Origin of the sequence: Actinoplanes sp. G11-F43 (assembly GCF_050589265.1) — a bacterium.
Taxonomy (GTDB): Bacteria; Actinomycetota; Actinomycetes; order Mycobacteriales; family Micromonosporaceae; genus Actinoplanes.
This window is the reverse complement of sequence record NZ_JBNZCE010000060.1, coordinates 21630-42189: the sequence shown is the minus strand read 5'-3', so window position 1 is coordinate 42189 and position 20560 is coordinate 21630. Positions and strand designations below refer to the sequence as shown.

The 20560-nt window shown below is 72.1% G+C and carries 19 protein-coding genes; 10 read left to right on the top strand and 9 right to left on the bottom strand.

The features are described from left to right. Positions 1 to 80: 80 nt before the first annotated feature. The 5 genes from ACQ0O7_RS43000 to ACQ0O7_RS42980 are packed head-to-tail and all read right to left on the bottom strand — an operon-like array spanning position 81 to position 3926. Positions 81 to 752 (bottom strand): tetratricopeptide repeat protein, encoded by a 672-nt coding sequence (locus ACQ0O7_RS43000; RefSeq protein ID WP_430791693.1) that lies wholly within the window; start codon positions 750 to 752, stop codon positions 81 to 83. Beyond that, positions 664 to 915, bottom strand: coding sequence for a hypothetical protein (locus ACQ0O7_RS42995; RefSeq protein WP_430791707.1), 252 nt, complete (start codon positions 913 to 915; stop codon positions 664 to 666). Before ACQ0O7_RS42995 ends, ACQ0O7_RS43000 begins: the two co-directional genes overlap by 89 nt. Further along, positions 818 to 1264, bottom strand: a complete 447-nt coding sequence (locus tag ACQ0O7_RS42990) for an AfsR/SARP family transcriptional regulator (RefSeq protein ID WP_430791708.1) — start codon at positions 1262 to 1264, stop codon at positions 818 to 820. The genes ACQ0O7_RS42995 and ACQ0O7_RS42990 overlap by 98 nt, the downstream gene beginning before the upstream one ends. A 41-nt stretch (positions 1265 to 1305) precedes the next feature. Further along, complete coding sequence (locus ACQ0O7_RS42985; RefSeq protein ID WP_430791692.1) at positions 1306 to 3168, bottom strand: hypothetical protein; 1863 nt, start codon at positions 3166 to 3168, stop codon at positions 1306 to 1308. Beyond that, on the bottom strand, positions 3153 to 3926 hold the full coding sequence (locus ACQ0O7_RS42980) for an ABC transporter ATP-binding protein (RefSeq protein WP_430791691.1): 774 nt from the start codon (positions 3924 to 3926) through the stop codon (positions 3153 to 3155). The genes ACQ0O7_RS42985 and ACQ0O7_RS42980 overlap by 16 nt, the downstream gene beginning before the upstream one ends. Before the next feature lie 115 nt (positions 3927 to 4041). Here ACQ0O7_RS42980 and ACQ0O7_RS42975 point away from each other — a divergent pair, with 115 nt between their 5' ends. Beyond that, on the top strand, positions 4042 to 4566 hold the full coding sequence (locus tag ACQ0O7_RS42975; RefSeq protein ID WP_430791690.1) for a GNAT family N-acetyltransferase: 525 nt from the start codon (positions 4042 to 4044) through the stop codon (positions 4564 to 4566). Between the two features lie 255 nt (positions 4567 to 4821). Here ACQ0O7_RS42975 and ACQ0O7_RS42970 read toward each other — a convergent pair whose 3' ends face one another. Then, on the bottom strand, positions 4822 to 6219 hold the full coding sequence (locus ACQ0O7_RS42970) for a M20/M25/M40 family metallo-hydrolase (protein ID WP_430791689.1): 1398 nt from the start codon (positions 6217 to 6219) through the stop codon (positions 4822 to 4824). An 882-nt stretch (positions 6220 to 7101) separates the two neighbouring features. After that, positions 7102 to 7686, bottom strand: a complete 585-nt coding sequence (locus tag ACQ0O7_RS42965) for an acyltransferase (RefSeq protein WP_430791688.1) — start codon at positions 7684 to 7686, stop codon at positions 7102 to 7104. A gap of 260 nt (positions 7687 to 7946) precedes the next feature. On the opposite strand from ACQ0O7_RS42965, the gene ACQ0O7_RS42960 reads away from it, so the two are divergent. From ACQ0O7_RS42960 to ACQ0O7_RS42925, 8 genes are read left to right on the top strand one after another with little or no spacing between them, the layout of a single operon-like run. Further along, complete coding sequence (locus tag ACQ0O7_RS42960) at positions 7947 to 8999, top strand: Gfo/Idh/MocA family protein (RefSeq protein ID WP_430791687.1); 1053 nt, start codon at positions 7947 to 7949, stop codon at positions 8997 to 8999. After that, positions 8996 to 9952: an NAD-dependent epimerase/dehydratase family protein gene (locus ACQ0O7_RS42955; protein WP_430791686.1), complete on the top strand. Its 957-nt coding sequence runs from the start codon at positions 8996 to 8998 to the stop codon at positions 9950 to 9952. Before ACQ0O7_RS42960 ends, ACQ0O7_RS42955 begins: the two co-directional genes overlap by 4 nt. After that, the gene (locus ACQ0O7_RS42950; RefSeq protein ID WP_430791685.1) at positions 9934 to 11073 is read left to right on the top strand and encodes a DegT/DnrJ/EryC1/StrS family aminotransferase; all 1140 of its coding nucleotides are present in this window, start codon (positions 9934 to 9936) and stop codon (positions 11071 to 11073) included. Before ACQ0O7_RS42955 ends, ACQ0O7_RS42950 begins: the two co-directional genes overlap by 19 nt. Then, positions 11070 to 11711 (top strand): NeuD/PglB/VioB family sugar acetyltransferase, encoded by a 642-nt coding sequence (locus ACQ0O7_RS42945; protein ID WP_430791684.1) that lies wholly within the window; start codon positions 11070 to 11072, stop codon positions 11709 to 11711. Before ACQ0O7_RS42950 ends, ACQ0O7_RS42945 begins: the two co-directional genes overlap by 4 nt. Further along, positions 11708 to 12790 (top strand): DegT/DnrJ/EryC1/StrS family aminotransferase, encoded by a 1083-nt coding sequence (locus ACQ0O7_RS42940; protein WP_430791683.1) that lies wholly within the window; start codon positions 11708 to 11710, stop codon positions 12788 to 12790. The genes ACQ0O7_RS42945 and ACQ0O7_RS42940 overlap by 4 nt, the downstream gene beginning before the upstream one ends. Next, on the top strand, positions 12787 to 14028 hold the full coding sequence (locus ACQ0O7_RS42935) for an MFS transporter (RefSeq protein WP_430791682.1): 1242 nt from the start codon (positions 12787 to 12789) through the stop codon (positions 14026 to 14028). Before ACQ0O7_RS42940 ends, ACQ0O7_RS42935 begins: the two co-directional genes overlap by 4 nt. Further along, a complete protein-coding gene (locus ACQ0O7_RS42930; RefSeq protein ID WP_430791681.1) occupies positions 14025 to 15053 on the top strand; it encodes a hypothetical protein in 1029 nt (342 codons plus the stop codon). The genes ACQ0O7_RS42935 and ACQ0O7_RS42930 overlap by 4 nt, the downstream gene beginning before the upstream one ends. Positions 15054 to 15055: 2 nt before the next feature. After that, the gene (locus ACQ0O7_RS42925) at positions 15056 to 16312 is read left to right on the top strand and encodes a glycosyltransferase family 4 protein (protein ID WP_430791680.1); all 1257 of its coding nucleotides are present in this window, start codon (positions 15056 to 15058) and stop codon (positions 16310 to 16312) included. Positions 16313 to 16316: 4 nt separating this feature from the next. Here ACQ0O7_RS42925 and ACQ0O7_RS42920 read toward each other — a convergent pair whose 3' ends face one another. Both ACQ0O7_RS42920 and ACQ0O7_RS42915 read right to left on the bottom strand, forming a co-directional pair. After that, positions 16317 to 18047, bottom strand: a complete 1731-nt coding sequence (locus ACQ0O7_RS42920) for a protein kinase domain-containing protein (RefSeq protein ID WP_430791679.1) — start codon at positions 18045 to 18047, stop codon at positions 16317 to 16319. Between the two features lie 51 nt (positions 18048 to 18098). After that, a complete protein-coding gene (locus ACQ0O7_RS42915) occupies positions 18099 to 19334 on the bottom strand; it encodes a LuxR C-terminal-related transcriptional regulator (protein WP_430791678.1) in 1236 nt (411 codons plus the stop codon). Between the two features lie 114 nt (positions 19335 to 19448). Between ACQ0O7_RS42915 and ACQ0O7_RS42910 the strand changes: the two genes are divergently transcribed. Next, positions 19449 to 20534, top strand: coding sequence for an S-(hydroxymethyl)mycothiol dehydrogenase (locus tag ACQ0O7_RS42910; protein ID WP_430791677.1), 1086 nt, complete (start codon positions 19449 to 19451; stop codon positions 20532 to 20534). The last annotated feature ends 26 nt before the right edge of the window (positions 20535 to 20560 follow it).

Here is a 20560-nt window from a genome sequence, read left to right as displayed (position 1 = left end):
GGCCAGTTCGCTGAGGGCCAGGACGATCCGGGCCTCGATCAGTTGTTCGCCGATGTCTCCGGCCAGAGCTCGGGCCTCGGTCAGCGCGGCCTCCGCCCCGGCCTGGTCGCCGCCGCGCGGGTGGCCAGTCCCAGCCCGTGCAGGAGGTAGGCACGGCCGATCGGGTCGCCGAGGTCACGTTCCGCGGCCAGTGCCTCGCCGAACCGGGCGGCGGCCCCGGCCGGATCGTCCGCGGCCAGGCGGGCGTGGCCGAGCAGGTGCAGCAGTTGTGTCTCGATGCGCCGGTTGCCGGGCTCCCGGCTGAGGGCGAGTGCCTGGAACAACAGTTCCGCCGCGCCGGCCGCGTCGCCCCGGTCCCGTTCGACCTGTGCCAGGTTGCCCAGCATGTACGCCTCCGCGGCACGGTCGCCGATGTCGTGCAACACGGTAAGGACCGTCCGGTACCAGCGGACGGCCTCGTCCGTGTTGCCCTCCATCCGTTCCAGCCAGGCGAGGCCCCGGTTGGCCATCGCCACGGTGAGAGCGTCGTCGACCGAGCCGGGCGGGGTGACCGACGCGGCCACCGCGAGCGACTCGCCGAACAGGCGCCGGGCGTCGGGCAGCCTGTTCTCGATCACCGCCAGCAGTCCGGACGACATCAGGATCGCCGCCTGGCCCCGCGGTTCACCGGCCTGCCGGGTGACGGCCAGCGCCACCTCGTGGGTGGCGCGCCAGTCGGTGCGGTAGATCCGCGCCTCGAAGGTGGTGGACATGCTGATCGCCAGATCCCAGCACAGGTCGGCGGCGCCGGACCGGGCCGCCTGGTACACCCCGTCGGTCAGGGTCTGCCGTTCCTTCCATCTGCCGCAGCAATTCGCCGGGTTCCAGGCCGAGCTCGTCGATCAGGACGCGGCGGGCGGTCCGGTACTGTTCCAGCGCCTCCGCCTGCCGCCCGGGCCGCCTCGACCAGCCGCTCGTGGTCGAGCAGGTCCACATCGGTGGTGTCCAGCGGATAGCCCTGGTTGCGGGTGACGAGCCGGCCGTCCGGGAGCAGCCGCCGGAGCGCCGACACGCAGATCTGCACCTGGGCCCGGGCGCTGGCCGGCGGCTCCGCCCCATAGATCGCGGCGACCAGACGGTGCACCGGCACGGTCCGCCCGGCCTCCAGGGCCAGGCAGGCGAGCACGATCCGCTGGCGGGCACCACCGAGATCGAGATGCCGCCCGCCGACGACGACTTCGAGCGGGCCGAGCACCCGGTACTCGACCCGGACGTGCTCAGCCAATGCCGGTACCCCCGTGTGTCGGTCACGAGGTTACCGCCCGGTCAGGAAGCGACCGCCCGGTCCCGGTCCCGGTGCCGGAGTGGGATGACCGTGCCGACGGCGATCAGGGCGAGGCCGAGTGCGGTGAACGCGCACGCCACCGGGATCCGCCACGGGTCGCCGACATACAGTGCGGCGAACCACAGCCGTTCGGTGCTGCCGTCGATGATCATCCAGAGTGGGATCAGGCCCTGTGGGAAGAGCGGGATCCAGCAGAACGTCCAGATCAGGGTGACCAGTGTGGACGTACGTTTGGGCAGGGGTGGTGCCGGCGACCGGCCGCGACCGGCCCGCACCGCGGAACCACCGCGCATGTGGGCGAGCATCTCCGGCCCGGTGGCGCTCAACCGCCGGATGGCCAGCCGCCCGCCGTGGACGGTCAGCCAGGCGCCGGTGGCGAGGCCGGCCGGGACCGCCGCCCAGGTGAGCAGGGGCAGGTCGAGGCGGGTGCCGGCCCAGGCGACCGCGACGGCCGGCAGCGCGGTCAGGCTGACCAGCAGCAGCGCCCCGATGACCTGCCCGAAGGCGGGGCCGGCTTCCAGGGGGTTGCCGCTGCGGCGGTTCGGTTCCAGCACCGGGACGAGGGCGTACACCGAGAGCAGCACGATCAGCCCGGCGCCGCCGCCGAGGGTGGCGGCGAGCAGGCCGAGCGCCCACGGCCAGATCTGCGCGGTGCCGCCGTAGAGCAGGCCCGCGACGGTGACGGCCACGGCGAGCGGGCCCACCTGGAGCAGCCAGGCGATCTGACGGCCGCGGATCTCGGCGTGTTCCCGGCCGGGGGCGGTCAGGCTCAGCCACAGCGCGGTGCCGTCGAGGCCGAACAGGTTGGCCGAGACGGCGGCGGCCATCACCACCACGATCACCCCGGTCCAGGGCAGCATGCCGCGCCAGTCGATGATCAGCGGGACCAGGGTGTAGAGCACCCCGAAGAAGACCGCGTAGTAGAAGAGGTGGGTGCGCATCAGGTCGCGGGACCAGGTGCGCAGTTCCTTGGCGGCGACCACGCCGACGGCACCGCGTTCGGTGAGCCGGTCGAGCACCGGGTGCCGGCCGCCGCCGCGGGGCACCCACTGGGCCGGCCGGGTGGTGGTGCGGCGGACCAGCAGGCGGGCCCAGGCCAGCAGGGCACCGGCGATCAGTACGGCGAGCCCGCCCAGCGTGGCGGCCACCAGCGGCCAGTCCCCGGCGCCGGCCGCCTCGATCGCGACGAGTCCCCACGACGACGGCAGCCACTGGAGCACGGTGGAGAACCCGGGCGGGAACCCGTAGGTGAACAGCTCCGATTCCACAGCCGCCCAGATCACGATCCAGGACTGGTTGAGGATCACCGCCATCGCCGCGTTGACCAGGGCGGACAGTACGGCGCCGAGGCGGGACCGGACGGTCACCGCGAGCAGTCCGACGACCAGCCGGGACAGCACCAGGACCAGGATGAGCTGCAGGACGACGGCGACGGCGGAGACCAGCACGGCGAGGATTCCGTGCCCGGCCGCGTACACGGTCAGCGACAGGAACGCGATCAGGCTGACCGCCGGCGCGATCCCGGCGAATCCGGCGACGAGCAGCCCGAAGGCGAGCCGCAGCGGCGGGATCGGCAGGAGCGCGAACTGTTCCGGGCGCAGGCTGTCGGCGCCGCCGCCGGTGTAGACCGGGCCGAGGATCCAGCCGAACATCCAGCCGGCCAGCAGCACGGCGAGCAGATCGGCGCGGACCGCTTCGGGGGCGAGCCCGCTGCCGGCCACCACGATGGTGCCGGCCGCCAGCAGCAGGCCGGCCAGCCCGCCGGCGAACATGTTGGCGGCGCGGGCGCCGGTCAGCGAGTGGGCCAGCACCCGCAGGCGCATCGAGATCAGGACGCCAGCCACGACGGCGCCCTCCGTGCGGTGTCACCGGCGCCGACCAGTGTCACGAAGCGGTTCTCCAGGCTGTCGCCGGCGCGCACCTCGTCCAGGGTGCCGGCGGCCACCACCCGGCCGGTGGCGATCACCCCGACGTGGTCGCAGAGCTGTTCCACGAGGGCCATCACGTGGCTGGACAGGATCACCGAGCCGCCGCCGTCGACGAAGCCGCGCAGGATGCCGCGGATGGTCATCGCGGAGACCGGGTCGACCGCCTCGAACGGTTCGTCCAGCACCAGCAGTCGCGGGCCGTGCAGCAGGGCGGTGGCCAGGCCGATCTTCTTGCGCATGCCGGTGGAGTAGTCGTTGACCAGGGTGCGTTCGGCGCCGAGCAGGTCCAGCAGGTCGAGCAGTTCCTCGGCCCGGCCGGCCGCGGTGTCCCGGTTCAGGCCGCGCAGCCGGGCCAGGTAGACCAGCAGTTCCCGGCCGGTGAGCCGTTCCGGCAGGGCCAGGCCGTCGGGCAGCACCCCGATCCGGGCGCGGGCCTGGACCGGGTCGGCCCACACGTCGGTGCCGAACACCCGGGCCGTGCCGGCGTCCGGCCGGAGCAGGCCGACGGCCATCGACAGCGAGGTGGTCTTGCCCGCGCCGTTGGGACCGACGAGACCGTAGAAGGAGCCGGCCGGCACGGTCAGGGTGACGTCGTGCACCGCGGTCTTGGGACCGAAGTGTTTGACGAGCCCGGTCAATTCCAGAGCGGCGGCGGGACTGTCCGGTGTGGGCAAGAGTGCTCCTGTGGGGACGCTGAGTGAGGGGAATCGATCATAGGCAACCGCGATTACCGGATCCCATCCCCGGCCGCCCCCTAAAAATCGCCTGAGCAGGCGCTAACCTTGCCCCGTGCCACGATCATCATTGACCGCCGTCGTCCGCCCGGCCACCGCGGCTGATGTGAGCAGCATCGCGACGATCTGTTCCACGGCCTACCGCGACACCTACCGGGAGTTGCTGCCGCCGGGCTACATCGAACGCAGCGTCACCGAGTTCTACAACGAGCCCCGGGTGACCGCCGAGATCCCCGCGGCGCCGCCGGAGTGGTTCGGCTACCAGGTGGTCGAGCGGGACGGCCGGGTGCTGGGTGCGGCGGGTGGCGGGATGACCGGCCGGGCCGCGGGTGAGCTGTCGCTGGTCTACCTGGAGGCGTCCGAGCGCGGCCGGGGGCTGGGCACACTGCTGCTGGACCGGGTGACTGATCAGATCCGGTCGGCCGGTGGCACCGAGATGTGGGTGTCGGTCTTCCTCGGCGATCAGACCGGCATCGGTTTCTACCGGGCCCGCGGCTTCCATCCGGTGGAGACGGTCCGGGCCGCCCTCTCCCGGGTCGACGATCACATCCGCAGCCTGCGGATGCGCCGCGAGATCTGACCGAGCGTGCCGACTTCCGGCCCGATCCGGACCGGAGAAAACCACACGATCCGCGGTGCGAGCGGCCGGCGTTGATCTCCGGGTCCGCTGCTGATGTCAAACCCGCGGCGGTACGCCCGGCGGCCCCACGAGGATCGGGTCGCTCGGTGTCGTCCGCGCGACGTGGGCGGCACACCGGACCGTCCGGCGTCCGCCGGGCGAATGCGGTGGTCACCGCATCACGGGGCGGACGCCGGGCCGGTTCCGGAGTGGACGTCAGGCGTCGAGGGCGGTCCGGTAGGCCGCCGAACCGATCAGCTCCATCGACACCTGGAGGCGTTCCAGGCTGACGTTCTTCGCGATGGTGTCCTCCGGGCTGTGGTAGGGCGGCTCCAGCAGGGCCGGGGACTCCTCACCCCGCCAGGAGAAGTTCGCCGAGGCGATGCCGACCTCCTGGAACGACTGGTGGTCGCTGGACCCGCGCAGGGTGACCGGCGAGATCCGCGGGGCATACCCGAGCCGGTCGGCGGCCGCGGCCACCCCGTCGGTGGCCCGGTTCGGTTCGCCGGTGTAGGACAGCAGCCAGTACCGGGTGGCCGGATCCCAGCTGGTGGCGACCATGTCGTTCTGGTAGACGGCCAGGATCCGGTCACGTTCGGCCTGCGGCAGCTGGGAGACGTAGTAGCGGGAGCCGATCAGCCCGCCCTCCTCCGAACCCCAGAGCGCGAACCGCAGGGTGGCCGCGGTCGGCAGCCGGCGCAGCACCCGGGCGATCTCCAGGGTGAGCACGGTGCCGGACCCGTCGTCGTTGGCGCCGGGCGCGCCGATCACCGTGTCGTAGTGGGCGCTCACCATCACCACCGGCCCGGTCCGCTCCCGGCGGCGCCGCTCGGCGAGCACGTTGTGCGAGGTCAGCCCCCGGTGCGCGACGGTGGACACGGTCAGTTTGAGCCGCCCGCCGGCGGCCAGGGCACGCAGCCGGTGCTTCTGCGCCTGGGCGACCCCGACCACCGGGATCGGCACCGGGCTGCCCGCCGAACCGGGCAGCTGCGGGCTGAACGCCGACGCCCGGCGCGGTTCGACCAGGTCGGCCGGGAGCAGGATCACCGCGGCGGCGCCCCGGGCCACGGCCTGGGCGACCACCGTCTCCCGGGTGGCGACCAGGTAGTCGATCAGCAGGACCTTGCCGGTCACGTCCTCCGGGTAGTCGGCGGGCCCCCCGGCACCGGCGTCCAGCACATCCCCGCGGACCTTGACGTCCAGGGCGGCGTGCGGCGAGGCGCCGGCCTGCCAGCACAGGTCGCGGGGCAGGCCGCGCGGGGCGTCCAGCTGGGCCAGGAACTTGTCGGCCACCGGGAACGGCTGCAACGTCACGTCATACCCCAACCGGTCGAGCACACCGGAGAGATAATCGGCGGCCCTCTTCTCCGACCGGGTGCCGCCGATCCGGGGCCCGATGCCCTCGGACAGGACCCGCAGGTCCTTCAGCGCCCGCTTGGCCGACACCTGCCGTACAACCTGAAGATCGGAAGCGGTCAGACTGGGCGGGCGAACCGCCCCCGGCCGCTGCTCCCCGGCGGCCCAGGCGGGTGCGGGCAGCGCGACGGTCGCCGCGCCACCGATCGCCATGGTCAGCATCCCGCGGCGGCTCAATGAAGGCTTAGTGGTGTCCAAGTCTCCCCCTCGCTGAAGAGATCACCGATCCCGGTCGGGATGACGATCCACGTGAAGGAAAGACTATGGTCGATATAGCCATCTAACAATGAGCAATGTCATCGTGACGGTCCGCCCCGAAGCGCACATAACAGAGCGAAGAGTCACTCACCCCACCCACGCCACCGAGGCCGGGAAACGCTCGCCAGCCTCCTCATGCCCCACCTGGACCACGGCCGACCCCCTGCACAAGCGTTCGCTTCATGAGCGAACTCGGCAAACCCACCACAGTTTCGAGCTCCCGACAGCCTGGCCGCTCGCCGCGAATTCCCCACGCGAGCGCCACTCCCAAGCCAATCTTGGTCGATTTGCCACCTTTTCGAGCCTTCTCCTCAGCTGCCGGCCCGCTCGCGGTCAATTCCCCGCGCGAGTGCCCGCCCCCCAGCCCCACCCTGGCCGATCTTGGCGGATTTACCACCGCTTCGAGCCTTCTCCTCAGCTGCCGGCCCACTCGTGGACACTTCCCCGCGCAAATGTCCGCCCTCCAGCCCCACCCTGGCCGATCTTGGTGTATTTACCACTGGAAACGGTGGTAAATCCACCAAGATCTCAATTGATCTAGTCGCCCGCGCGAGGGATTGACCGCAAGTGATCAGGCGGCCGAGAGCGAGGCTCATCTCGGTGGCAAATCGACCAAGATCGCCGCCGAACAGCCGCCCCGCGCGAGGGGTCAACCGGAGCGCGGCACGGAACCTGATGAAAGGGGCATGAACGGAAGATGGGCGGGCGCGAGGCGGAACCGCGGGACGGTGACGGAGCGCTCACGCCCGGCGGTCGCGGTGCGGTCCGGGCGGGCCGCCCTCCTCGCGGGGAGGAGACGGGACCGTTCGGTGGGTCGTACCGTCAAAGGGTTTCCGAGAGGACGCCCTCCCGCTCCCGGTAGACGGACCCGGTCTCGGGGCAGACCCAGGTGTTGCCGCCCTCGGCGACCAGGGGCCGCCCGGCCCGGCCGACCCAGCCGATCCGGCGTGCCGGGACGCCGACGACCAGGGCGAAGTCGGGGACGTCGGTGGTGACGACCGCGCCGGCGGCGACCAGCACCCAGCGACCCACGGTGACCGGTGCGACGCACACGGCGCGTGCCCCGATCGCCGCGCCCTCACCGACGGTGACGCCGACGGCGGTCCAGTCGTCGCCGGTCTTGAGGCGGCCGTCGGGGGTGACGGCGCGTGGGTATTCGTCGTTGGTGAGCACCGCGGCCGGGCCGATGAAGACGCCGTCGCCGAGGCGGGCCGGTTCGTAGACGAGCGCGTGGTTCTGGAGTTTGCAGTTGTCGCCGAGCACCACGCCGGGGCCGATGTAGGCACCGCGGCCGACGGTGCAGTCGCGGCCGAGGACGGCGTCCTCGCGCACCTGGGCGAGATGCCAGATCCGGGTGCCGGCCCCGATCACGGCCTTCTCGTCGACGTCTGCGGTGGGGGCGATCATGGGCGGCCTCTCTCCGGTCGAATAGCGGGCCACAGGGTAGTACCCGGAGACGCCGATCGATGTCGGCTACCTGACGCGACCGTCCATTCTGGCCGTTGGGTGGCCCCGCCGATGGCCGTCAGGGGCGGGGCGCTTGACCGAAGGTATCGGCCTCACCCCCAGCAGAGTCCGAAATCCATTCATCGTCTGGCGTCCGGCCACAGAGGATCGATAGCTTTCCCGACGGACCGCGTCCCCGTCCTTCGATGAAAGAGATCTCCGTGACTTCTGCTATCGGCGTGGCTGTCGTCGGGGCCGGCTACTGGGGCCCCAACCTGGTCCGCAACTTCCAGGGCAGCCCGTCCTTCCACCTGCGCTGGCTCTGTGATCTGGACGTCGAGCGGGCCCGCCGGGTGCTCGGCGGCTACTCCACCGTTCAGGTGTCGGCCGACCTGGACGAGGTGCTCGCCGACCCGTCGGTGCATGCGGTCGCGATCGCCACCCCGGCCGGCACCCACCTGCCGGTGGCGATGGCCGCGTTGCGGGCGGGCAAGCACGTGCTGGTCGAGAAGCCGCTGGCCGCCACCCATGAGGAGGGTCTGGCGCTGGTCGAGGAGGCGGACCGGCGCGGCCTGACCCTGATGTGCGACCACACCTACTGCTACACCCCGGCGGTGCTGCGGATCCGCGATCTGCTCGCCGCCGGCGAGCTGGGCGAACTGCACTTCCTGGATTCGGTACGGATAAACCTGGGCCTGGTCCAGCGGGACATCGACGTGATCTGGGATCTGGCGCCGCACGACCTGTCGATCCTGGACTTCGTGCTCCCGCCGTCGGTCCGCCCGATCGCGGTGGCCGCCCACGGCGCGGACGGGATCGGGGCCGGCCGGGCCTGCGTCGCCTACCTGACGCTGCAGCTGTCCAACGGTGCGATCGCGCACATCCACGTCAACTGGCTGTCCCCGGTGAAGGTGCGCACCGCCATCTTCGGCGGTTCGAAACGCACCCTGGTCTGGGACGACCTGAACCCGAGCCAGCGGCTGTCACTCTACGACCGCGGGGTGGACGTGGCGTCCCCGGACGAGCTGGGTGACGAGCAGCGCCGGGACATCCTGGTGTCGTACCGCTCCGGCGACATGGTCGCGCCCGCGCTCACCGAGCGGGAGGCGCTGCGCACCATGGTCGACGAGTACGCCCGGGCCATCACCACCGGCACTCCCGCGCTGACCGACGGCCGGTCCGGGCTGCGGGTGCTGGAGATCCTGCAGGCGGCGTCGCGCAGCCTGACCGAGGGCGGAACCATGATCAAGCTGGATGAAGGGCACATGGCGTGACAGGGGTAGAGATCGAGGGCGCGCGCGTTCTCGTCACCGGCGGCGCGGGCACCATCGGGTCGCACGTGGTGGACGAGCTGGTGCGCGGGGGCGCGTCGGAGATCGTCGTGCTGGACAACTTCGTGCGGGGGCGGCGGTCGAATCTGGCCGGGCATGATGGCGTCCGGATCGTCGAGGGTGACATCCGGGACATCTCGCTGGTGAAAGAGCTGACCGAGGGCAGGGATCTCGTCTTCCACCTGGCCGCGATCCGGATCACCCAGTGCGCCGAGGAACCCCGGCTCGCCAATGAGGTGCTCGTCGACGGCACCTTCAACGTGATCGAGGCTGCGGCCGAGGCGGGCGTCAGGAAGCTGATCGCGTCGTCGTCGGCGTCGGTCTACGGGCTGGCCGAGCGGTTCCCGACCACCGAGCGGCACCACCCGTACAACAACGACACGTTCTACGGGGCGGCGAAGGCGTTCAACGAGGCGACCCTGCGCAGCTTCAAGGCGATGAAGGATCTCGACTACGTCGCGCTGCGCTATTTCAACGTGTACGGGCCCCGGATGGACATCCACGGCCTCTACACCGAGGTGCTGATCCGCTGGATGGAGCGGATCGAGGCCGGTGAGCCGCCGCTGATCCTCGGCGACGGCCTGGCCACCATGGACTTCGTGCACGTGGCCGACATCGCGCGGGCCAACATCCTGGCCGCCCGCGCCGACGTCACCGACGAGGTGTTCAACATCGCCAGCAGCACCGAGACCAGCCTGGTCGACCTGGCGGCGGCACTGAGCACGGTGATGAAGTCGGAGCTGGCCCCGGTGCACGGCCCGGCCCGCGCGGTCAACGGCGTCACCCGGCGGCTCGCCGACATCTCCCGCGCCGAGCGGGTGCTGGGCTGGAAGCCGGAACTCACCCTGGAGAAGGGCCTGGAGGGCCTGGTCGACTGGTGGCGGTCGTCCAAGTGATCCCGGTGATGATCCCCGACCTCGGGGAGGAAGAGGCGCAGGCGGCGGCCGAGGCGGTCCGGTCCGGCTGGGTGGCGCAGGGGCCGCGGGTGGCCCGGTTCGAGCAGGAGTTCGCGGCCGCGGTCGGCGGCGGGCACGGGGTGGCGGTCAGCTCGTGCACCACCGGGCTGCACCTGGCGCTGGTGCTGCTCGGTATCGGGCCGGGCGACGAGGTGATCGTGCCGTCGCTGTCGTTCATCGCCACCGCCAACGCGGTCCGTTATGTCGGCGCCACCCCGGTCTTCGCCGACGTCGACCTGGCCACCGGAAACCTGACAGTGGAGACCATCGATGCGGTGCGCACCCCTTCGACGCGGGCGGTCATCGCGGTGCACCAGGGCGGGGTTCCGTTCGACACGGTGGCGCTGCGCAAGGCGGCCGACGGCTGGGGGCTGAAGCTCGTCGAGGACGCCGCGTGCGCCGCGGGTTCCACCGCTTACGGCCGGCCGGCCGGTACCGAGGCGTCCATCGCGGCATGGTCGTTCCATCCGCGCAAGCTGATCACCACTGGTGAGGGCGGGATGGTGACCGTCTCGTCGGCGGACGACGCGGCCCGGCTCAGGCGCCTCCGTGAGCACGGGATGAACGTGTCCGCCGCGGATCGGCACGCCTCGAAGCAGCCCGTTCTGGAGGCCTATCTGGAGACGGCCTTCAACTACCGGATGACTGACATCCAGGCGGCGGTAGGGTTGGTCCAGTTGGGCAAGTTGTCCGGTTTGGTGGCTCAACGACGACAGCTAGCCGAGCGCTATCACGCGCTTTTGTCCGATATTGACGGACTTATTGCGGTACGTGATCCCGCCTACGGCCAGACCAACTACCAGTCGTTCTGGGTGCTACTGGACGGCTTCCCGGTGAACCGCGACGACGTCCTGTCCGAGCTGGCGGCGCGAGGCGTCTCCGCCCGGCGGGGGATCATGGCCGCCCATCTGGAGCCGGCCTATGCTGACATCACTCCGGGACCGCTGCCGGTGACCGAGCGGATCACCCGTGACTCGCTGATCCTGCCCCTGCACCACAAACTCACCGAAGCGGACCAGGACCACATCACCGGCGTGCTGCGCGAGCTGGCCACCCGGTGAAGGACCTGGTCATCGTGGGAGCCGGTGGATTCGCCCGGGAGACCGCCGCCGCGGCGCACGCCGGCTGGCGGGTCCTCGGCTTCACCGACGACGACCCGGCGCTGAACGGGACCCAGCGCTCGGGTTTGCCGATCCTCGGGCCGGTCGACGGTGTTCGCGACATGGACGCCGCGGTGGTGGTGTGCGTGGGCAATCCCCGCGCCTACACCGCGCGGCGGCGCATCGTCGAACGCCTCGGCCTGCCCGTGGAGAGGTACGCCACCGTCGTGCACCCGTCGGTCTCGATCGGCGCCGGCAGCACGATCGGCGCCGGTTCGGTCCTGCTGGCCGGGGCGGTGCTGACCGCCGACGTGACGGTGGGCGGCCACGTGGCGGTCATGCCGCAGGCGGTGCTCACCCACGACGACCTGGTCTCGCCGTACGCCACGATCGCCTCCGGGGTCCGCCTGGGCGGTGGCGTGGTGGTCGGCGAGGGCGCCTATCTCGGGGCCGGCGCGCTGATCCGGGAGGGTGTCACGGTCGGCGCCGGGTCACTGGTCGGGATGGGCTCGGTGGTGCTGCGTGAGGTGCCCGCCCATCAGGTCTGGGCCGGGAATCCGGCCCGTTTCCTGCGCGAAGTCAAGGAGCTGACGTCATGAGCCGCATCCCCCTCGTCGATCTGGCCGCCGCGCACGCGGAGGTGGCCGAGGAGGTCGAGGCCGGATTCAAGCGTGTCATCGCGGACACCGCGTTCATCGGTGGGGCCGAGGTGGCCGCGTTCGAGCGCGAGTACGCCGCCTTCGCCGGCCTGCCGCACTGTGTCGGGGTGGCCAACGGCACCGACGCCCTGGAGCTGGCGTTGCGGGCCGCCGGGGTGGGGCCGGGCGGTGAGGTGATCCTGCCGGCCAACACGTTCATCGCCACCGCCGAGGCGGTCGCCCGGACCGGGGCCGAGGTGGTGCTGGTGGACTGCGATCCGGGCACCTACCTGATCGACACCGATGCCGCGCTGGCCGCGGTCACCCCGCGCACCCGGGCGATCGCGCCGGTGCACCTCTACGGGCAGCTCGCCCCGGTGGAGCGCCTGCGGGCGGCGGGGGTGCCGATCGTCGAGGACGCCGCACAGTCCCAGGGCGCCACCCGGCACGGCCGGGGTTCCGGGGTGGACGGGATCGCGGCGACCAGCTTCTACCCGGGCAAGAACCTGGGGGCGTACGGCGACGCCGGCGCGGTGACCACCTCCAGCGAGGAGTGGGCGACCGCGGTCCGGACCATCGGCAGCCACGGTGGCCTGCGCAAATACCACCACGACGTGATCGGGGTGAACAGTCGCCTGGACGGCCTGCAGGCGGTGGTGCTGCGGGCCAAGCTGGCCCGGCTGGCCGGGTGGAACGAGCGCCGCCGGGCCGCCGCCGCCCGCTACGACGAGCTGCTGCAGGACCTGGACACGGTGGTACGCCCGGTCACGCTGGACGGCAACGAACACGTCTGGCACATCTACTGCGTCCGCGTCCCGAACCGGGACGAGGTGCTCGCCGCACTCAACGCCGCCGGGGTCGGCGCGGCCATCCACTACCCGATCCCGGTGCACCGGACCGGCGCGTTCGCCGCGCTCGGCGGCTCGTTCCCGAACGCCGAACGGGTCGCCGGCGAGATCCTCTCCCTGCCGATCTACCCGCAGATCACCCCGGACCAGCAGGCCCGGGTCGCCGACCTGCTGAGGAAAGCGTGTATGTGACAGTTCGGGACCGTCCCGCCGAGGGACGGTCCGCGGCCGGAAAGGTCGCCACCACCGTGCTGCTGCTCGGCACGGTGAGCCTGCTGACCGACGTGTCGTCGGAGATGGTGGCCTCGGTGCTGCCGCTCTACCTGACCGCCGCGGTCGGGCTGAGCCCGGTGGCGTACGGCTTCCTGGACGGCATGTACCAGGGTGTCAGCGCCTTCCTGCGGATCGCCGGCGGTTATGCCGGGGACCGGGGCGGGCAGCCCAAGTGGGTGGCCGTGCTGGGATACGGCGCCTCCGCGGTCAGCCGGATCGCCATGCTGTTCGCCACCGGCTTCGCCGCCATCACCGCTGTGGTCACCGCCGACCGGCTCGGCAAAGGGCTGCGCACCGCGCCCCGGGACGCGCTGATCGCCGAGTCGTCCGATCCGCGGATGCTGGGCCGGGCCTTCGGGGTGCACCGCACTCTGGACACCATCGGCGCCGCGATCGGGCCGCTCGTCGCGTTCGCGCTGCTGGCCGTGGTGCCGGGCAGCTACGACTCGATCTGGGTGGTGTCGTTCGCGTTCGCCGTGGTCGGGGTGGCGGTGCTGGTGCTGTTCGTGCCCAACCTGCGGCCGGCCGCCGGGGCCGCGCGGATCGGGCTGCGCCGGGCCTTCCGGGCCGTCGGCGCCCGGCCGCTGCGCCGCCCACTGCTCGCCGCCGGACTGCTCGGCCTGCTCACCGTCGGGGACGGCTTCCTCTACCTGTCGTTGCAGGAGCGCGACGACTTCGCCGCCCTCTGGTTCCCGCTGCTCTACGTGGGCACGAACATCGCGTACCTGGCCCTGGCGGTGCCGCTGGGCCGGCTCGCCGACCGGGTGGGCCGGGCCCGGGTGCTGGTCGCCGGGCACGGTGCCCTGCTGGCCTGCTATCTGCTGGCCGCGCTGCCGTCCGGCGGGGTCGGCGTGACGCTGAGCGTGCTGCTGCTTCTCGGGGTGTTCTACGCGGCCACCGACGGGGTGCTGCCCGCGCTGGTCAGCCGGCTGGTGCCGGCCGAGGCGCGGGGCAGTGGGATCGCGGCGGCGCAGACCGTGGTGGCACTGGCCCGGTTCGCCTCGTCGGTGCTGTTCGGGCTGATGTGGAGTGTCCAGGGGCCGGGGTCGTCCCTGCTGATCTTCGGTGGGGTGCTGCTGGTGGCGATCCCGTTCGTGTGGTGGCTGCTGCGGGGCGTCCACGACGATGCCGCCACCCCCGGTGTGGTGGAGTCGTGAGTCTGCGGTACCGGGTGGCGCTGCTGGTGGCCGTGTTGATGGCGGCGCTGGCCGGGGCGGTCGGTTACGTGCAGAACGAACGTTCTGTCCAGGCGGAGACGCTGGCTGCCGCTCCCGAGGTCCGGCAAGGGGGCGACCTGTCCACGCTGCGGGCCGGGCCGCATCTCGTCTTCCGGAGCACCGCGCTGGGGGCCGACTACGGCAAGGTCGCGCTGGTGCCGTTGAATGCTCCGGACGGGCCGCGGACGTTCACTCCGGCGTCGTGCGAGCGGGTCTACGCCACCGGGGCCGAGGCGATCTGCCTGACCGCCAAGCGCGGACTTGTCACGAAATATCAGGCGTTCCTGCTCGATGCCGCCTGGGCCCGCAGCCGGGAACTCACCCTCACCGGCATCCCCAGCCGCGCCCGGCTCTCCCGCGACGGCACCCTCGCCGCCACCACCACGTTCGTGTTCGGGGACTCCTACGCCAACCCCGGACAGTTCTCCACCCGTACGGTCGTCACCCGCACCGGCGGCGCCGAGATCGGTGACATCGAGAAGTTCAAGCTGGTCGTCGACGGGAAGACGATCACCGCGGTGGACAAGAACCTGTGGGGCGTCACGTTCTACGACGACGACCGGTTCTATGCCACGGCGGCGTCCGGCGGCACCACCTGGCTGGTCGAGGGGAGCCTCTCCGCCCGTACCGTGAAAGCTCTCCGCAGTGACGTGGAATGCCCGTCGCTCTCCCCCGACCGGACCCGGGTCGCCTTCAAGAGACACGGCGATCTGCCGGCCGGCAGATGGCGGCTGGCCGTGTACGACCTGCGCACCGGCACCGAGACCGTGCTCGCCGAGACGCACAGCGTCGACGACCAGGTGGAGTGGCTCGACGACCGGACCGTGGTCTACGGACTCCCCCGGCAGACCGCCGGAACCGCCTCCAGCGACGTGTGGCGGGTGCCCGCCGACGGCTCCGGCAGCCCCGAGATCCTGGTGCGCGACGCCTGGTCGCCCGCCGTGGTACGACCCGGAGGACAGTGACGATGCGGGTGACCTTCCGGCTCAGTGGACGGCTCGACGCCGCCGAGTGGCAGCATCGGCACGCCCGCGGTGAGGTGCCGGACGCCTGGCCGTACGGCCTGGACCGGATGCGCGCCCACGGCGTCGACGTGACCCCGGCCCCCGCCTACCGCGGTGATGCGCGGCTGGCCCGGCTGGCCCGGGGCCTGGGCCGGTACGAGTGGCTGGAGGCCCGCACCCCGCTCCCCGACACCGACGTGGTGCTGTGCTGGGACGAACGCTCCGGGGTTCCCGCGGCCCGAAGCCATCGGGTGATCACCGGCGTGATCTGGCTGACCGACGAACAGCGCGACAGCCGCCTGCACCGCCTCCTGGCCGGCGGCGGCCTGCGCCGGGCCCACCGGGTGTGGGCGCTCTCCTCAGCCCAGCTGCCGGTATTACGCGATACGTTCCGAGTGCCGGAAACCCGCCTGGTCCACCTCCCGTTCGGCATCGACACCGACTTCTTCACCCCGAGTGCCGTCCCGCGGCCCGGTCCGAACCGCAACGCGGCACACGAAGCACAGCGTGACCACGTACGGTTCGATACCGACCGGAGCGCGGCACACGAAGCACAGCGTGGCCACATACGGTCCGATACCGACCGGAGCGCGGCACACGAAGCACAGCGTGGCCACATACGGTCCGATACCGACCGGAGCGCGGCACACGAAGCACAGCGTGACCACCCGCGGTTCGATACGGACCGGAGCGCGGCACGTGAGGGGGACGGGCGGCTTGTCGTCAGTGCCGGGAACGACCGGCACCGGGACCACGGCACCCTGCTCGCGGCGCTGGCTGAGGCACGCCGGAAAGAGCCCGGCTTGCGACTCGAACTCGCCACCCGGCAGGTGGTCGACGTGCCACCCGAGTGGGGGGTCCGGCACAGTGAGCTCAGCCATCCGCGGATGCGCGACCTCTACCGGCGCGGGGCCGTCACTGTCGTCGCGCTGCGGCCCAACCTGCACGTCAGTGGCATCTCGGTGACCCTGGAGGCGATGGCCTGCGGGCGGCCGGTAGTGGTCACCGACACTCCGGGTATGCGTGACTACGTGACCCACGGTGAGACCGGGCTGCTGGTGCCGGCCGGCGACGGTCAGGCCCTCGCCGCCGCCGTCGCCGAACTGCTCGCCGACCCGGACCGGGCCCGGGAGATGGGGGCCGCCGCCCGGCGGGATGTCGAGCGGCGGTTCAGCACCCACGTGCAGGCCGGGCACCTGGCCGGGATCGCCGGCTCCTGACCGGTCACGGGTGGCGCCAGTGCTGGTTGTCCTTGCCGACGCAGACCCAGACGTTCATCGCCAGGCCCTCGGCCTCCTTGCCGAACGGGATGTCCAGGCAGTTGCCGCCCAGCGCGGTGACCAGTTCGCGTGAGGCGGTGTAGGTCCACTGCTGGGCCTGGGCGCCGGTGCACGTCACCAGCGTCACCAGGGAGCCGTTGGTGGTTCCGTCCACTTCCGCGCATTTGCCGCGGGCCCGGAGCGTCCGGTCCGAGGCCAGTGAGAAGAGCTGGCCGGCGTCGGTGTCGTCGCACGTCCTGGTCTCGATCTGGCCGCCGCCCGCGGGCGCGTACAGGCAGGTCTTCGGGCCCACGCCCTGGAACACCGATCCGGTGGCGACGGCCCCGGTGGCCGGGGATTTGCTCGCGGGTCTGGTGGCGGTGGCCGTCTTGCGGCTGCCGGTCGGGGCCGGGGCGCCCTCACCCGGTGTCACCGCGCCCGGGGAGGGGCTGCGCCGGGGACGGTTGGCGGGGGATGCCGCCGGGCTGGGCGGTGGCGGGGCGATGCTCACCGCGCCCGGCTGCGAGACGCCCGGGAGCGCCTCGGGCGACGCCGGGTCCGGATTCGCCAGCGGCATGTAGGCGACCGCCCCGGCGATCAGCAGCGCCGCCGCGGCCCCGCCGAAGACCAGCGCCGACCGCCGGACCGCCGACCTGACCCGGGCATTTCCGCCGGCGGCGGGACCGGCAGGCCCGGGGGCCGCGGAATCCGGGACGGCGGGCACGGCGGATGACGGCCCGGCCGGCAACGGGGCAGCAGACGACGAGGCAGCAGACGACGGGGCAGCAGACGACGAGACGGGCGATGACAGCACGGGCGCGACGGCACCCGGAAGAGCAGCGAACGAGGGCTCCTCGTAGACCGGCGCGTCAGCCGGGCGCGGGGTGCCGGGAACGGTGGCCGCGACGAGCAGCCGCCTGGCGGTCTCGGCGTCCGCCCGGCGGGCCGGGTCGCGCTGGAGCAGGGCGGTCAGGGCGGGCAGCAGTTCACCGGCACGCTGCGGCGCGTCGGGAAGCTCGGTGGCCAGGGCGGCCAGAGTGGTCATCGGGGAGGAGCGGGAGTACGGCGGCCGGCCCTCGACCGCCGCGTACAGGGTGGCGCCCAGCGACCACAGGTCGGCCGCCGGGCCGATCTCCCGGTCCAGGGCGCGTTCCGGGGCCAGGTACTGCGGGGAGCCGAGGACCACCCCGGTGCTGGTCATCGCGGCGTCCCCGGCCACCAGCGCCAGTCCGAAATCGGTCAGCACCACCCGGCCGTCGTCGGCCAGCAGGACGTTGCCCGGTTTGACGTCGCGGTGCAGCAGCCCGGCCCGGTGGGCGGCGCCCAGACCGGCGAGGACGCCGAGGCCGATGCGGGCCGCCTGGTGCGGCGGCATCGGCCCACCGTCACGGATGGTGACGTAGAGGGAGCGGGACGGCACCAGCTCCATGACGATCCACGGGTCGTCGCCACCGAACACCACGTCGAAGACCCGGACCACGTTCGGATGGTCGAGCCGGGCGATCGCACGGGCCTCGCGGATGGCGCGTTCCCGCAGTTCGGCGAGTTCCGAGTCGGGGATCCGGGGTGGCGGAACCAGCTCTTTGATCGCGACATCGCGGTGGAGGAGCTCGTCGCGGGCGGCCCAGACACGCCCCATGCCGCCCTGGCCGAGCTGTCCTACCAGCCGGTAACGATCAGCGATCACATTGGACACTGCGGCAAGATACCTGGATCCATCGATCCCGGCACTCCCGCTCCGGTGTCGTCAGGTGTTCAGCGCCAGCGCGGCGGCCTCACCGCGGGAGCTCACCTCCAGCTTCTTCAGCAGGCCGGCCACGTGGAACTTCACCGTGCTCTCGGTCACCCCCAGCTCAGCGCCGATCACCTTGTTGCGTTTGCCCTGGGCCACCAGGCGCAGCACCTCCCACTCCCGGCGGTTCAGCCGGGACAGGCGGCTCTCGTTCTCCCCGGCCCGGTCGGGGGCCGCCGCCAGCGGCAGGGTGACGACCGCACGACTCCCCCAGCCGGGCACCGTGTCCAGTTCCACCGTGGCGCCGAGGGTGCGGGCGCGGCCGTCCAGTTCGCGCCGTAGGGCCGGCACGTCGAGACGGCCGGGGCCCTGATCGCGTACGTCGATCAGCAGTTGATCGGTCTTGTTCTGCCAGGCGATCCGCAGCCGGCCCAGGGTGGGCTGGGCGGTGAGGGCCAGCACCACCGTGCGGGACATCGCGTGCGCGGCGAAGGCGATCTCCCCCGGCAGCGGGCAGTCGTCCCGGTCCGGGGCGACGAACTCCAGCTCGGCGTCGTGGTGCCGCAGCATCTGCCGGATCTCCCGGCGCAGGCGGCCGAAGACCGCGGTCGCCGGTTCCGCCGAGGCGGCCTGATCGGACGCCGGCGCGGACCGCAACGCGACGAGGGCAGCCGACGCCGTCTCGGTGGCGTCGCGGCGCGCCCGGCCGTCGTCCAGAGCCGTCGATCGCAGTGTGTTCAAGACCGTGACCAGGGCGGTCTCGTGGGCCGCGGCCATCTCGGCGATGGTCCGGGCCCGCTCGCTGGACGCCGCCCGGGACTCGGCCAGGTAGTCGGGGCTGGCCTGGGCGACCTGCTGCCGGATCGAGGTGGCGACGATGCCGAAGATCCCGGCCAGTCGCGCGGGCTGCGGCACCGCGGCGGCCGCGCCGCGAGGGATCAGCACGAGCAGCGTGTCGACCGGATCCAGGACCACCCATGTCGTACGTTCCTCGCCCGCGATCCTCGCCGTGACGACCATCGGGCGGCCGACCTCGACACCGGCCTTGACCTGCTCCAGCTCGGCCAGGGTGACCCGGTCGACGGTCTCGGTGGCCCCGGCGACCTTGCGCGGCCGCCCGGTGCACTCCCGGGTGAAGACGACGAGCGCGGTGTGCGGCCAGTCGGCGGCCAGGAACCGGGAGAACCGGCCGGCGATCTCGTGCAGCGGGCCGTCGACGACCTCGCGCAGGCCGGTCAGGTCAGTGGTCACGGATCGCAGCCTAGGCCTGGCCGGAAGACCAGGTTCTTCTGGTCTCCCGATCAGGCGGCGACATGCTCAGATCCGCATATGGTCGGGATTGCCGTTCAACAGAAGGAAACACTCATGCCGCAGCAGGTCCGTGGAGTCATCGCCCGCGCCAAGGGCGCCCCGGTCGAACTCGTCGACATCGTCATCCCGGACCCCGGTCCCGGCGAGGTGGTCGTCAAGATCGCCGCCTGCGGGGTCTGTCACACCGACCTGACCTACCGGGAGGGCGGCATCAACGACGAGTACCCGTTCCTGCTCGGCCACGAGGCCGCCGGCACCGTCGAGACCGTCGGCGCGGGTGTCACCGGCGTGGCCCCCGGCGACTACGTGATCCTCAACTGGCGTGCCGTCTGCGGCCAGTGCCGGGCCTGCAAGCGGGGCCGCCCGCAGTACTGTTTCGCCACCCACAACGCCAAGCAGAGGATGACGCTCACCGACGGCACCGAGCTGTCCCCGGCCCTGGGCATCGGCGCGTTCGCCGACAAGACCCTGGTCCACGCCGGCCAGTGCACCAAGGTCGACCCGTCGGTCGATCCGGCCGTCGCCGGCCTGCTCGGCTGCGGCGTGATGGCCGGCATCGGCGCGGCGGTCAACACCGGGGCGGTCGGCCGGGGCGACTCGGTCGCGGTCATCGGCTGCGGCGGCGTCGGTGACGCGGCCATCGCCGGCGCCCGCCTGGCCGGCGCCACCACGATCATCGCCGTCGACCGGGATCCCCGGAAGCTGGAGTGGGCCACCGACCTGGGCGCCACCCACACCGTCGACGCGTCGGCGGTCGACGCGGTCGCCGCGATCCAGGAGCTGACCGGCGGTTTCGGCGCCGACGTGGTGATCGACGCGGTGGGCCGCCCGGAGACCTGGAAGCAGGCGTTCTACGCCCGCGACCTGGCCGGCACGGTGGTGCTGGTGGGTGTGCCGACGCCGGAGATGACGGTGGAGCTTCCGCTGCTGGACGTGTTCGGCCGGGGCGGTGCCCTGAAGTCCTCCTGGTACGGCGACTGCCTGCCGGAACGCGACTTCCCGATGCTCATCGACCTGTTCCGGCAGGGCCGCCTGCCGCTGGACCGTTTCGTCTCCGAGCGCATCGGCCTGGAGGACGTGGAGAAGGCCTTCCACACCATGCACGCGGGAGAGGTGCTGCGCTCGGTCGTGATCCTCTGAACATCGTGTGCCTGTCCGCGGCTCGA

Excerpts from the sequence above, each read along its gene's own strand:
- ACQ0O7_RS43000 (WP_430791693.1), bottom strand. The coding sequence starts at position 752 with ATGTCCACCACCTTCGAGGCGCGGATCTACCGCACCGACTGGCGCGCC.
- ACQ0O7_RS42965 (WP_430791688.1), bottom strand. The coding sequence starts at position 7,686 with ATGATCGCCCCCACCGCAGACGTCGACGAGAAGGCCGTGATCGGGGCC.
- ACQ0O7_RS42940 (WP_430791683.1), top strand. The coding sequence starts at position 11,708 with ATGAGCCGCATCCCCCTCGTCGATCTGGCCGCCGCGCACGCGGAGGTG.
- ACQ0O7_RS42925 (WP_430791680.1), top strand. The coding sequence starts at position 15,056 with ATGCGGGTGACCTTCCGGCTCAGTGGACGGCTCGACGCCGCCGAGTGG.
- ACQ0O7_RS42910 (WP_430791677.1), top strand. The coding sequence starts at position 19,449 with ATGCCGCAGCAGGTCCGTGGAGTCATCGCCCGCGCCAAGGGCGCCCCG.